Origin of the sequence: Pseudomonas synxantha BG33R, from assembly GCF_000263715.2 — a bacterium.
GTDB lineage: Bacteria > Pseudomonadota > Gammaproteobacteria > Pseudomonadales > Pseudomonadaceae > Aquipseudomonas > Aquipseudomonas synxantha_A.
Genome location: NZ_CM001514.1, coordinates 4,490,417 through 4,502,321 on the forward strand (window position 1 = coordinate 4,490,417; position 11,905 = coordinate 4,502,321).

Genomic DNA, 11,905 nt, shown 5'->3' on the forward strand with positions numbered 1-11,905 from the left:
ACACACCACAAAATAATGTGGGAGCAAGCCCCCTCCCACATTTGGATCTATGTACGACTCAAGGGTTGCGTGCCAGATTCCCCGGTAAAACCCGTTTCGCACTCAGGTAGGCATTCTGCCAATACGCTTTGGATAGCGTGTCGAGCTTAACCGTACCGCCGGTTTGCGGCGCATGCACAAAGCGCCCTTCCCCGACATAGATTCCCGCATGGCTGACCCGTGAACCACCGCCTGTGGCGAAGAACAGCAAGTCACCGGTTTGCAGGTTCTGCTCGCTGACGTCCTGGCCACGCATCACGATCAGTTCGCGGGTGGTGCGCGGCAGGGAAATGCCGGCGGCGTCGCGGAACACAAAGCCGATCAGGCCACTGCAATCAAACCCCGAATCCGGTGTGTTGCCGCCCCAGCGATAAGGCGTGCCGACCAGGCCCAACGCACGGAAGAGCACGTCTTCGGCAGCCGGCGAAAAATTCTGGGTGGCGTAGTTGAATACCGGCTTGGGCTTGACCGCTACAGGCGCGGGCGGCGGTGGGCGGCTGGCGCAGGCGCTGAGCAGCGCGGCGCAAACAATGAGCATCAGGCGGGCCGAGGTCGACATGTGCAGAACAATCCTGGTCTGGATGCGGCTTTCGCTGCCGAACGTTGAAAACCAGAACGCGCAAGCAAAGCTCGCGCGAACGGATAACAACAATGTCCAGGGATTCTAGCGCTTACACGTCAAACTTCAAGTATCACTTTAACTTTACTTACTAGCGGTAACCGTAGTCGGGGCCATGGCGAGTGCGCGCTTGGCTTCGATGAAGGTTTTGCTCCAGTAGCTGTCGCCCAGGTTATCGACCCGAACACCACCGCTGCGGCGGCTGCTGGAGTGGATAAACTGATTATCGCCCAGGTAGATACCGGCGTGGCTGACACGACCACGGCCACTGGTACTAAAGAAAAGCAGATCGCCCGGCTTGAGGTTGTTGCGTGCGACCAACGGTGCATCCACGTTGATCATTTCGCGGGTGGAGCGAGGCAGGTTCATGCCAGCTTCTTCACGAAACAGATAACCGATGAAACCGCTGCAATCGAAACCGGCTTCAGAGGTGCCGCCAAAACGGTAACGAGTACCGATCAGGGACTTGCCGCGTTCAAGAATGCTGTCGGCCAGAAGGGGCAGCTGGTAAGGCTTGCTGTCTGAAAACTCGGCGAGTTCTTTTTCGGTTGCCATCTCTTCTTCATAAACAGAAGCAGACTGTGCAGCAACGAACTTGGCCTGATTTTGAACCTGTGGTTTGGGCTGTTCTGCCACCTGTTGAGGGTGGGAGGCGCAACCAAACAATAGGGTAACGAGTGCGAGAGGCACGAGGGGTGCGAAGCGATTTAGCATGGGCACGACCGTGGCTGATGTGTAAAGAAGCCGAGACTATGCCCTCTATCACATCGATTTGCAAATTCAATCGTGATCTATGTGACTTATTGTTTGGACTATGCCATCTAAGCCGTAATTCCATTTATCACTGCACTTGCGTGGCCCGCTGGGCTCAAACGCAGGTTTTCTGGCGCCCGTAAATTGCCGATTGCTGGCAAATCAACGCCTTACCAACCCAGTGTTTCTTTGAGGAAAGGAATCGTCAATTTTCTTTGCGCCTGCAAGGAGGCCTGGTCAAGCTGCTCAAGCAAATCGAACAGCGCGCTCATGCTGCGGGTGCCACGAGTCAGGATAAAGTGCCCGACTTCGTCGGTCAGGTGCAGGCCACGTCGGGAAGCACGCAGCTGCAGGGCACGCAACTTGTCCTCATCGGACAACGGGCGCATCTGGAAGATCAGCGCCAGGGTCAGGCGCGACTTGAGGTCGGCCAGCTTCACCGGCAGCTCACGAGGCGATGTGGAAGCGGCGATCAGCAAACGACGACCGCTGTCGCGCAGGCGGTTGAACAGGTGAAACAGCGCTTCTTCCCAATCCGCCTTGCCGGCCACCGCCTGCAAGTCGTCCAGGCACACCAGTTCGTATTGCTCAAGGTTGTCGAAGATGCCGACACCGCGGTCCATCAACTCGGCCAGGGGCAAATACACTGCCGGCTCGCCCATCTGTTCGAAACGCAGGCACGCGGCCTGCAACAGGTGGGTACGCCCCACGCCATGCTTGCCCCACAGATAGATCAGGCTTTCAGTCCACCCGGCGTCGGCTTCGCAAAGCCGCTCCACATAGCCGAGTGCAGCGGCATTGGCGCCTGGGTAGTAATTGATAAAGGTAGCGTCATCACGCAGACGCACACCTAGGGGCAGCTGAATCGGTTTCATGCTGACTGAACGGCTCCCATCGAACCGTTAGTGGCCTCTGTGTAAAGTTTGCAAAGTTTATACCCGTGACGCCGGGTGCACAATGCAGCAGACCACAAGCAAAATCAAAGGTTTGCGTTAACCTGGCGGTTTTACGCGGATTGTTTGACGCCCCCTGCCCCACAAACAACAAACCCGGCCTTGGCCGGGTTTGTGACATTGCGATTACAACTCGGGCTCATCAACGCCCGTATACACGTCCGAATCCTTGTACAAGTCGTGAACATGACGCACCAGCACCATGATCACCGCCGCCACCGGCAGCGCCAGCAGAATGCCGGTAAACCCGAACAACTCGCCACCCGCCAGGATCGCAAAGATCACCGCCACCGGGTGCAGGCCAATCCGATCGCCTACCAGCAACGGCGTCAGCACCATGCCTTCCAATGCCTGGCCGACCATGAACACCGCGACAATCCCCAGCATTGGGTAGAGGTCGCCGCCAAACTGGAACAGACCGGCCACCAGCGCCGCACCGATACCAATCACAAAGCCCATATACGGCACGATGGCTGCCAGGCCTGCGATCAAGCCGATCAACAGCCCCAGCTCCAGGCCGATGGCCATCAAGCCAGCTGCGTAGATCACCCCCAGCGCCAGCATCACCAGCAACTGACCGCGAACGAATGCCCCCAGTACTTCATGGCATTCTGCAGCAAGGGAGACGATGCGTTCTTCACGGTCACGGGGCAGCAGGCTGCGGATCTTGGCCATCATGATGTCCCAATCACGCAGCAGGTAAAACGCCACCACCGGGATCAGCACCAGGTTGGTCAACCAGCCGATCAGTGCCAGGCTCGAAGCGGTTGCCTGGCTGAGCACCACCGTAACGATATCGGTGGTCTTGTCCATATGCTCGCTGATGGCCGCCTTGACCTTGTCGAACTTCCAGAACCCATCCGCCAACCCGAACTTGGACTGGGCCCACGGCATTGCCGTGTGCTGCAACCAGTCGAGCATCTGCGGCGCCAGCTCGTAGAGGCGAAACAGCTGCTTGGCCAGCATCGGCACCAGTATCAACACCAGCGCCGTGATAATCAGCGTGAACAGTGCGAACACCGTGACCACGCCCAAAGTACGCGACATACCGGCTTTTTCCAGGCGATCCACCACGGGATCGAACAGATAGGCGAGCAACAGCGCCACCAGAAACGGCGTCAGGATCGAATGCAGCAAGAACACAAAACCGCACAGCAGGACTATCCCGCCAAGCCACACCCAACGACGCGTATCCGCCATAAACCACTCCATCTATTATCGACGCCCTTCTTCTATATAGAAGAAGGAACACTATTTACCAACGAAACCGCAGTTGCGCCTGAGGCTCAGGTACAGCAGCCGGTTGCGTGCCATCGACCACAGGTTGCTGGGCCGGGACTTCACCTGCGGGAACTTCCTGCAACTTGGCCAGGCTCAATTGGGTACGCAACTGCTCAGCACTACCGTTGACGCGATACACAATGCGATTGCCATCCACCAACTGCGGCTGACCGCCAAAGGGTTCCAGCAACCGGCCCAGGGCGGCGTATCGCTCCAGGTTCATGCCTTGCACTTCAAGCAGCTGCTCGCTGCTCACGCCGGGCTTGACCGCAAAGCGCGGCGCCAGCTTTTGGCTGACCTCCAGCAATACAGCATCTGCCAGTGCGGCAGTATCAGCGCCTTGGACGGTACCTTGCTCAGACTTATCGCCCAGCCACAGACGCCATTTGGCCTGCCACTGATTACCTTCCTGGCGCGCATGCACAGCCAGCAACGCATCGGCTCCGTAGCGCTCGGAGGCTGCACGCAAGGGCGCAGCGTCCGCGCTTTCCAGATTCGGCGCAGTGGCAACCACTTGCTCATCCAGGTCGCCCAGCGGCAGGCGCAACGGCAAGCCACGGTGTTGCGCGGCACGGCGCAATGTCTGGGCAACCGCCTGGCCATCACCGACCAGGCTGCTACCTTCGGTAGAATCGTTCAGCCACCAACCGAGAATCGACGGCCGATTACTGCCCCAGATCGACAGGCCGGCATCACGCAAGGCGCGATCGGTGCTGACCGGGTCGAAGTCCACTTGCAGGCTCTCGGGCGGGCCGGCGTCGTAGCCGTATTGGGTGATGATTTGTTGCGGGTCCTTGCGGATTGCCGCCAGGCCCGGGCCGTCGGCGGCCTTGGCGTCGCCGGTGAGGCGGATCACCAGGGTCTGCACGGCGCGCTGGGTGGCCTGGTCACGCTCCTGGGGCGACTGGCTGCTGACCGGTTCGAGCACTTGATAGAGGCCATTGAGGGTTTCGGCATGACTCGCCAGGCTGACCAACGACAAACAGCCCACAAAGAAGAATTTACACAGACGCATGGAAGATTCCCGAACGACAAATTTAGCGGCTGGAACAGACCGCGTGAATCGGTTTAGCCAGGCTGTGACCACAGCACCCGGCAAAACATTCACAGGGCCTCGGTAAGTTTTTGTACTGTCATAACGATAGCGGGTTCAAGGCTATACCTTAATACGCCGCTTGGCAGAGCCGATCAGCATTTTTTAACCGGCTTTTTTAATCTATATGGCCCTGCCCGTCGGCCCGAGGATGGCCGCTGCCCTTCAAGCCTGATAAAATCGCGCGCCTTCGCAGACCGTCAACGGCAGCGGCCTTTTTAAAAAGCGCCCGCCCGCTCGGTCGTTACCCCTGAATCCCCCCCTAAAGGCCTGGATCATGAGCAAGCAACCCTCCCTGAGCTACAAGGACGCCGGTGTAGACATCGACGCCGGTGAAGCATTGGTCGAACGCATCAAGAGCGTCGCCAAGCGCACTGCGCGCCCTGAAGTCATGGGCGGCCTGGGCGGTTTTGGCGCCCTCTGCGAAATCCCGGCCGGCTACAAGCAGCCTGTACTGGTGTCCGGCACCGACGGCGTAGGCACCAAGCTGCGCCTGGCCCTGAACCTGAACAAGCACGACAGCATCGGCATCGACCTGGTTGCCATGTGCGTCAACGACCTGGTGGTGTGCGGCGCCGAGCCGTTGTTCTTCCTCGACTACTACGCCACCGGCAAGCTCAATGTCGAAACCGCAACCCAGGTGGTCACCGGCATCGGCGCCGGCTGCGAACTGTCGGGGTGCTCGCTGGTCGGCGGCGAAACCGCTGAAATGCCAGGCATGTACGAAGGCGAAGACTACGACCTGGCCGGTTTCTGCGTCGGCGTCGTGGAAAAGGCCGAGATCATCGACGGCTCCAAAGTGGCTGCCGGCGACGCCCTGCTCGCCCTGCCATCGTCCGGCCCGCACTCCAACGGTTACTCGCTGATCCGCAAGATCATCGAAGTGTCCGGCGCCGACATCGAGAACATCCAGCTCGACGGCAAGCCTCTGACCGACCTGCTGATGGCCCCGACCCGCATTTACGTCAAGCCACTGCTCAAGCTGATCAAGGACACCGGTGCCGTCAAGGCCATGGCCCACATCACTGGCGGCGGCCTGCTGGACAACATCCCGCGCGTCCTGCCAAAAGGCGCCCAGGCGATTGTCGACGTGGCCAGCTGGCAGCGCCCGGCAGTCTTCGATTGGCTGCAAGAGAAAGGCAACGTCAACGAAACCGAGATGCACCGCGTGCTGAACTGCGGTGTGGGCATGGTCATCTGCGTGGCGCAAGAGCACGTTGAAACCGCGCTGAACGTATTGCGTGAAGCCGGCGAGCAACCTTGGGTCATCGGCCAGATCGCCACTGCTCCGGAAGGCGCAGCCCAGGTTGAACTGAAGAACCTTAAGGCGCACTGATGCCTGCAACCTGTGATGTCGTGGTGCTGCTCTCCGGCACCGGCAGTAACTTGCAGGCCCTGATCGATAGCACGCGCAGCGGCGACAGCCCGGTGCGCATCGCTGCGGTGATTTCCAACCGCAGCGACGCCTACGGCCTGCAACGCGCCAGGGACGCGGGTATCGACACCCGCTCGCTGGATCACAAGGCGTTCGACGGCCGCGAGGCCTTCGACCGCGCCCTGGTCGAACTGATCGACGCCTTCAATCCCAAGCTCGTCGTGCTTGCTGGCTTCATGCGCATCCTCAGTGCTGATTTCGTGCGGCACTACGAAGGGCGCCTGCTCAATATCCACCCTTCCCTGCTGCCCAAGTACAAAGGCATGCACACCCATCAGCGCGCCCTCGACGCCGGCGACAGCGAGCATGGCTGCAGCGTGCACTTTGTCACCGAGGAACTCGATGGCGGGCCTCTGGTCGTACAGGCAGTGGTTCCGGTAGAGTCAGGCGACTCGGCGCAGACGCTTGCGCAACGGGTTCATACCCAGGAACACAGGATTTACCCGCTGGCTGTTCGCTGGTTTGCCGAGGGACGGTTGATTCTTGGTGACCAGGGTGCATTATTGGACGGTCAGTTACTCGCGGCCAGCGGCCACTTGATTCGAACCTAGGAGATTTTATGCGTCGCGCCCTGCTCTTCGCTTTTGCGCTGTTCGCTTTGCCTGCCGTACAAGCGGCAGACCTTCACCCTTTCTCCGTCAGCTACACCGCCGACTGGAAGCAACTGCCCATGAGTGGTTCGGCTGAACGCAGCCTGACCAAAAACGGCGACGGCACCTGGACCTTGAACTTCAAGGCCTCGATGATGATTGCCAGCCTGACCGAAACCAGCGTGATCCTCTTCGATAAGGACACCCTGCAACCCAAGAGCTACAGCTTCGAGCGCGGCGGTTTGGGAAAGGCCAAGAAAATCAACCTGGATTTCGACCAGGCGAACAAGAAAATCACCGGCTTTGAAAACAAGGATCCGGTCAACGTCACCCTCGAAAGCGGCATGCTCGACAAGTCCACGTATCAGCTCGCCCTTCAGCGCGACGTGGCTGCCGGCAAGAAGAGCATGAGCTACCGAGTGGCCGAAGGCACTGATGTCGATACCTATGACTTCCGTGTGATTGGCCCGGAAAAGGTTCAGACCAAGGTAGGCTCCATTGACGCGATCAAAGTTGAACGCGTACGTGATCCCTCCCAGAGCAAACGCATCACGCAGATGTGGTTTGCCAAGAACCAGGGCGGCATTCTGGTTGCCCTGCGCCAGGTTGAGACCGATGGCAAGGAATACAACATCATGCTGCAGGATGGCACCGTTGATGGCCAGGCCGTCAAGGGCAGCTGATTGCAGATGTGCTGGAAAAGAGCCTCGCTGAATGCGGGGCTTTTTTTTGCCTGGAAATTTTACTGTGAAGCTTGCTCCCGATAGCGGTGGTAGGGCCGACAAAGGTCTTATTGCTAGAAGCAAACATGAAACTTTTGTCATAAAACTCATGCCCCTGCGACCGAATGCCACGGGTTTAGCGGCCTGCGCGATTGTTGCGTTTCCTGCAATGAATTGTTGCGCGCAAAACCCATTTACTTAGCAAGCTAACAAATTATATAACAAAGGCCTGCGACGACTTGCCGCAGATCAACCAGAGATTGGAGCAAGCAGATGACTGTAAAAGTAACTGAACGCGACGATGAGCATATGTCCCATGAAGCAGTAGGCCACGGGATTCACATCTGGGATGTCCATCAGCAAGACGTATTGGTCGGTATGTTCCACAACGAGAGCGACGCCCACAATTATAAAAACGAGCTCGAGACTCTCGAACTGCAACGCCAGGCAAAAAGCTCCTGAAACACTGAAATCATGTGGACGCCCGGCCCACGCAGCCGGGCCGTCTACACACAAAAACCCCGCCTTTGAGCGGGGTTTGTTGTTTCTACAGCCTTACCACATCAGATCATCCGGGATCTGGTACGCGGCGTACGGATCATCCTCATCCGGCACCTGGCTTTCGGTGAGGATGTTCATCTGCACGATACGTTCCGGCGCCCGCTCCTGGATCTTCAGCGCCGCTTCACGCGGGATCACCTCATAGCCGCCACCGTGGTGCACGATCGCCAAGGAGCCGTTGCTCAGCTTGTTGCGCATCAAGGTGTTGACCGACAGGCGCTTGACCTTCTTGTCATCGACAAAGTTGTAGTAGTCCTCGGTGGTCAACTTGGGCAAGCGCGAGGTTTCGATCAACTGCTTGACCTGGGCAGTACGCGCCTTGGCCTCGGCTTTTTCCTGCTGCTGGCGGTTGAGCTCCTGGTCACGCTTGACCTTCTCGGCGTGTGCCTCAGCGGCCAGGCGTGCCTGGGTATCATCGACTTCGGCCTGGCCCTTGTGGACCAGACGCTGCTGCTTCTGCTTCTCTTTGCCGACCTGCTTGGCCTGCTTTTGGTTGACCAGACCTGCTTTGAGCAACTGGTCGCGAAGGGAAAGGCTCATGGTGCTTACTCACTTAGGCAGCTGCTCAACCGCAGCTGGACACATTCTTTTCCTGGCGTTTGGCTTCGCCCCACAGGGCGTCCAACTCTTCGAGGGTGCAATCTTCTATGGGTTGGTGCGTATCGCGCAATGCCTGTTCGATAAATCGGAAACGTCGTTCGAACTTGGCATTGGCATCGCGCAGTGCGGTTTCCGGGTCAACCTTGAGGTGACGGGCCAGGTTGACGGCGGCAAACAGCAGGTCACCGACTTCATCGGCAATGGCCTGCGGATCGTTATCGGCCATGGCTTCGAGCACTTCATCCAACTCTTCACGCACGTTGTCCACCACCGGCAAGGCGGCTGGCCAGTCGAAACCGACCTGGCTGGCGCGCTTTTGCAATTTGGCCGCACGGGACAGTGAAGGCAAGGCCGTTGGCACATCATCCAGAAGGGAAAGTTGCTCAGGTGCGTCGGATTTTTCCGCACGCTCCTCGGCCTTGATCTGCTCCCAGCGCTCCTTGACCTGTTCTTCGCTCAATTGCGGAATATCCAGCGGTGCATACAGATCGCCAGTGGGAAACACATGGGGATGGCGTCGAATCAGCTTGCGCGTGATGCTGTCGATCACCCCGGCAAATTCGAAGCGCCCTTCTTCTCGGGCCAACTGGCTGTAATACACCACCTGGAATAACAGGTCGCCCAACTCGCCTTGCAGGTGATCGAAATCGCCACGCTCGATGGCGTCGGCCACTTCGTAGGCTTCTTCGAGGGTATGCGGGACGATTGTTGCGTAGGTTTGCTTGATGTCCCACGGGCAGCCGTATTGCGGGTCGCGCAGGCGGTTCATCAGGTGCAGCAGGTCATCTAGTGAATACATCAATCTCTTTCCACTGAAGATCCAATGTGGGAGGGGGCTTGCTCCCGATAGCGGTGTTTCAGTCACCAGATGTATCAACTGATAGGCAGCTATCGGGAGCAAGCCCCCTCCCACACTTTAAACGGCGTTCACCCAGTTACTCATGGGGTACGGTTACGCCGCGTCTCGATGATGTTCGGCAACTGGGAAATCCTCCCAAGCAACCGCCCCAGCGCATCCAGGCCCGGAATCTCGATGGTCAGGGACATCAACGCCGTGTTGTCCTCTTTGTTCGAGCGGGTGTTGACCGCCAGCACGTTGATCCGCTCGTTGAGCAGCACTTGCGAGACGTCACGCAGCAAGCCGGAACGATCGTAGGCACGGATGATGATGTCCACCGGGTAAGTGAGCACCGGCACCGGCCCCCAACTGACCTGGATAATCCGCTCCGGCTCGCGCCCGCCCAGCTGCAGCACCGAGGCGCAGTCCTGGCGGTGAATGCTCACGCCACGGCCCTGGGTGATATAGCCGACGATGGCGTCGCCCGGCAACGGCTGGCAGCAGCCGGCCATTTGCGTCATCAGGTTGCCCACGCCCTGGATCTGGATATCGCCACGCTTGCCCGGTTTGTAGCCGGTGGCCTTGCGTGGGATCAGTTCCAGCTGTTCGTTGCCGCGCTCGGGCTCGACCAGTTGCTGGGCCAGGTTGACCAGTTGCGCCAGGCGCAGGTCACCGGCACCGAGGGCGGCGAACATGTCTTCGGCGATCTTCATGTTGGCCTTTTCGGCCAGCTTGTCGAAGTCCACCTGAGGCAGGCCCAGGCGCGCCAGTTCGCGTTCGAGCAGGGTCTTGCCGGCGGCGACGTTCTGGTCGCGCGCTTGCAGTTTGAACCAGTGGACGATCTTCGCCCGCGCCCGCGAGGTGGTGATATAGCCCAGGTTCGGGTTCAGCCAGTCGCGGCTCGGCGTGCCGTGCTTGCTGGTGATGATCTCGACCTGTTCACCGGTTTGCAGGCTGTAGTTGAGCGGAACGATGCGCCCGTTGATCTTGGCGCCCCGGCAGTTATGGCCGATTTCGGTGTGCACGCGGTAGGCAAAATCCAGCGGCGTGGCGCCCTTGGGCAAGTCAATGGCATGGCCGTCAGGGGTGAAGATATAGACCCGGTCCGGCTCGATATCCACCCGCAGCTGTTCGGCCAGCCCGCCGATGTCGCCGAGTTCTTCGTGCCATTCCAGCACTTGGCGCAGCCAGGAGATTTTCTCTTCGTACTGGTTGGACCCGGCCTTGACGTCGGTGCCCTTGTAGCGCCAGTGCGCGCACACGCCCAGCTCGGCCTCTTCGTGCATCGCGTGGGTGCGGATCTGCACTTCCAGCACCTTGCCTTCAGGGCCGATCACCGCAGTGTGCAGCGAGCGGTAGCCGTTTTCCTTGGGGTTGGCGATGTAGTCGTCGAACTCCTTGGGGATGTGGCGCCACAGGGTGTGGACGATCCCCAGCGCGGTGTAACAGTCGCGCATTTCCGGCACCAGCACGCGCACCGCCCGCACGTCGTAGATCTGGCTGAAGGCAAGGCCCTTGCGCTGCATTTTGCGCCAGATGGAATAGATGTGCTTGGCGCGGCCGCTGATGTCGGCGTCTACGCCGGTTGCCTGCAGCTCGGAACGCAGTTGGCCCATCACGTCGCTGATAAAGCGCTCGCGATCCAGGCGCCGCTCGTGCAGCAACGTGGCGATCTGTTTGTATTGGTCCGGCTCCAGGTAGCGAAAGGACAGGTCCTCCAGCTCCCACTTGATGTGGCCGATGCCCAGGCGGTGGGCCAGCGGCGCGTAGATGTCGAAGACTTCGCGGGCGACGCGGTTGCGCTTTTCGTCGTCGGCGGTCTTCACCGCACGGATCGCGCAGGTACGCTCGGCCAGCTTGATCAAGGCGACGCGCACGTCGTCGACCATCGCCACCAGCATCTTGCGCAGGTTTTCCACCTGGCCCTGGGTGCCCAGCACCATCGACTGGCGTGGGCTGAGGCTGGCACTGATGGCCGCCATGCGCAGCACGCCGTCAATCAGTTTGGCCACCACCGAACCGAAACGCTGGCCAACCGTGGCCAACGGAATATGCCCTTCGCGCACGCCGCGATACAGCACGGCGGCGATCAGCGAATCCTGGTCCAGCTTGAGATCGGCGAGGATCTCGGCGATTTCCAACCCGGTGCGAAAGCTTGAAGTGCCTTCGGCCCACAGGTTCTTGGCCGCATTGTCTTGCTGCTCAGACTCACGAGCGAACTCGCAGGCTGCTTTCAAGGCTTCACGGTCCAGTGCCGGGTCGACACTGACGGCATGATCCAGCCATGCCTCGAGATTGATACTGCCGTCGGTGTTGATCGGCTGGTGTGCTCTCACCTGTACCATCTTGCTTACCTTCCCTACGACGCACCTTTGATGCGCCAAAATCATCGCCGACTTTTACTGCGAGCTCCGTAGCAGT

12 protein-coding genes are annotated in these 11,905 nt (G+C 59.4%); 4 read left to right on the forward strand and 8 right to left on the reverse strand.

The window, feature by feature from the left end; genetic code table 11:
- Positions 1-58: 58 nt before the first annotated feature.
- The 5 genes from PSEBG33_RS07920 to PSEBG33_RS07900 all read right to left on the reverse strand — a co-directional run bounded on the left by PSEBG33_RS07920 (position 59) and on the right by PSEBG33_RS07900 (position 4,660).
- On the reverse strand, positions 59-598 hold the full coding sequence (locus PSEBG33_RS07920; protein WP_005790173.1) for a C40 family peptidase: 540 nt from the start codon (positions 596-598) through the stop codon (positions 59-61).
- A 144-nt stretch (positions 599-742) separates the two neighbouring features.
- On the reverse strand, positions 743-1,372 hold the full coding sequence (locus tag PSEBG33_RS07915) for a C40 family peptidase (protein ID WP_005790175.1): 630 nt from the start codon (positions 1,370-1,372) through the stop codon (positions 743-745).
- A gap of 209 nt (positions 1,373-1,581) precedes the next feature.
- Positions 1,582-2,286: a DnaA regulatory inactivator Hda gene (gene hda / locus PSEBG33_RS07910; protein WP_005790177.1), complete on the reverse strand. Its 705-nt coding sequence runs from the start codon at positions 2,284-2,286 to the stop codon at positions 1,582-1,584.
- A 204-nt stretch (positions 2,287-2,490) separates the two neighbouring features.
- The gene (locus tag PSEBG33_RS07905) at positions 2,491-3,564 is read right to left on the reverse strand and encodes an AI-2E family transporter (protein WP_005790179.1); all 1,074 of its coding nucleotides are present in this window, start codon (positions 3,562-3,564) and stop codon (positions 2,491-2,493) included.
- 55 nt (positions 3,565-3,619) lie between these two features.
- Positions 3,620-4,660, reverse strand: a complete 1,041-nt coding sequence (locus PSEBG33_RS07900) for a DUF2066 domain-containing protein (protein WP_005790181.1) — start codon at positions 4,658-4,660, stop codon at positions 3,620-3,622.
- A gap of 355 nt (positions 4,661-5,015) precedes the next feature.
- On the opposite strand from PSEBG33_RS07900, the gene purM reads away from it, so the two are divergent.
- From purM to PSEBG33_RS07880, 4 genes are all read left to right on the forward strand, one after another.
- Positions 5,016-6,074: a phosphoribosylformylglycinamidine cyclo-ligase gene (gene purM, locus PSEBG33_RS07895; RefSeq protein ID WP_005790182.1), complete on the forward strand. Its 1,059-nt coding sequence runs from the start codon at positions 5,016-5,018 to the stop codon at positions 6,072-6,074.
- On the forward strand, positions 6,074-6,724 hold the full coding sequence (purN, locus tag PSEBG33_RS07890; RefSeq protein WP_005790184.1) for a phosphoribosylglycinamide formyltransferase: 651 nt from the start codon (positions 6,074-6,076) through the stop codon (positions 6,722-6,724). Before purM ends, purN begins: the two co-directional genes overlap by 1 nt.
- An 8-nt stretch (positions 6,725-6,732) precedes the next feature.
- Positions 6,733-7,446 (forward strand): DUF3108 domain-containing protein, encoded by a 714-nt coding sequence (locus tag PSEBG33_RS07885; protein WP_005790187.1) that lies wholly within the window; start codon positions 6,733-6,735, stop codon positions 7,444-7,446.
- Between the two features lie 312 nt (positions 7,447-7,758).
- Positions 7,759-7,947, forward strand: a complete 189-nt coding sequence (locus tag PSEBG33_RS07880) for a hypothetical protein (protein WP_003193064.1) — start codon at positions 7,759-7,761, stop codon at positions 7,945-7,947.
- Positions 7,948-8,040: 93 nt separating this feature from the next.
- On the opposite strand, the gene PSEBG33_RS07875 is transcribed toward PSEBG33_RS07880, so the two are convergent.
- The 3 genes from PSEBG33_RS07875 to relA all read right to left on the reverse strand — a co-directional run bounded on the left by PSEBG33_RS07875 (position 8,041) and on the right by relA (position 11,829).
- Complete coding sequence (locus PSEBG33_RS07875) at positions 8,041-8,586, reverse strand: DUF2058 domain-containing protein (protein ID WP_005790189.1); 546 nt, start codon at positions 8,584-8,586, stop codon at positions 8,041-8,043.
- A 25-nt stretch (positions 8,587-8,611) separates the two neighbouring features.
- Positions 8,612-9,445 carry a nucleoside triphosphate pyrophosphohydrolase gene (gene mazG, locus PSEBG33_RS07870; RefSeq protein ID WP_005790191.1) on the reverse strand — a complete coding sequence of 278 codons (834 nt, stop codon included), beginning with the start codon at positions 9,443-9,445 and terminating at the stop codon, positions 8,612-8,614.
- Between the two features lie 140 nt (positions 9,446-9,585).
- The gene (gene relA / locus PSEBG33_RS07865; protein WP_005790193.1) at positions 9,586-11,829 is read right to left on the reverse strand and encodes a GTP diphosphokinase; all 2,244 of its coding nucleotides are present in this window, start codon (positions 11,827-11,829) and stop codon (positions 9,586-9,588) included.
- Between the last annotated feature and the right edge of the window lie 76 nt (positions 11,830-11,905).

Coding starts and splice junctions, on each gene's coding strand:
- PSEBG33_RS07920 (WP_005790173.1), bottom strand. CDS start 598: ATGTCGACCTCGGCCCGCCTGATGCTCATTGTTTGCGCCGCGCTGCTC.
- PSEBG33_RS07915 (WP_005790175.1), bottom strand. CDS start 1,372: ATGCTAAATCGCTTCGCACCCCTCGTGCCTCTCGCACTCGTTACCCTA.
- hda (WP_005790177.1), bottom strand. CDS start 2,286: ATGAAACCGATTCAGCTGCCCCTAGGTGTGCGTCTGCGTGATGACGCT.
- PSEBG33_RS07905 (WP_005790179.1), bottom strand. CDS start 3,564: ATGGCGGATACGCGTCGTTGGGTGTGGCTTGGCGGGATAGTCCTGCTG.
- PSEBG33_RS07900 (WP_005790181.1), bottom strand. CDS start 4,660: ATGCGTCTGTGTAAATTCTTCTTTGTGGGCTGTTTGTCGTTGGTCAGC.
- purM (WP_005790182.1), top strand. CDS start 5,016: ATGAGCAAGCAACCCTCCCTGAGCTACAAGGACGCCGGTGTAGACATC.
- purN (WP_005790184.1), top strand. CDS start 6,074: ATGCCTGCAACCTGTGATGTCGTGGTGCTGCTCTCCGGCACCGGCAGT.
- PSEBG33_RS07885 (WP_005790187.1), top strand. CDS start 6,733: ATGCGTCGCGCCCTGCTCTTCGCTTTTGCGCTGTTCGCTTTGCCTGCC.
- PSEBG33_RS07880 (WP_003193064.1), top strand. CDS start 7,759: ATGACTGTAAAAGTAACTGAACGCGACGATGAGCATATGTCCCATGAA.
- PSEBG33_RS07875 (WP_005790189.1), bottom strand. CDS start 8,586: ATGAGCCTTTCCCTTCGCGACCAGTTGCTCAAAGCAGGTCTGGTCAAC.
- mazG (WP_005790191.1), bottom strand. CDS start 9,445: ATGTATTCACTAGATGACCTGCTGCACCTGATGAACCGCCTGCGCGAC.
- relA (WP_005790193.1), bottom strand. CDS start 11,829: ATGGTACAGGTGAGAGCACACCAGCCGATCAACACCGACGGCAGTATC.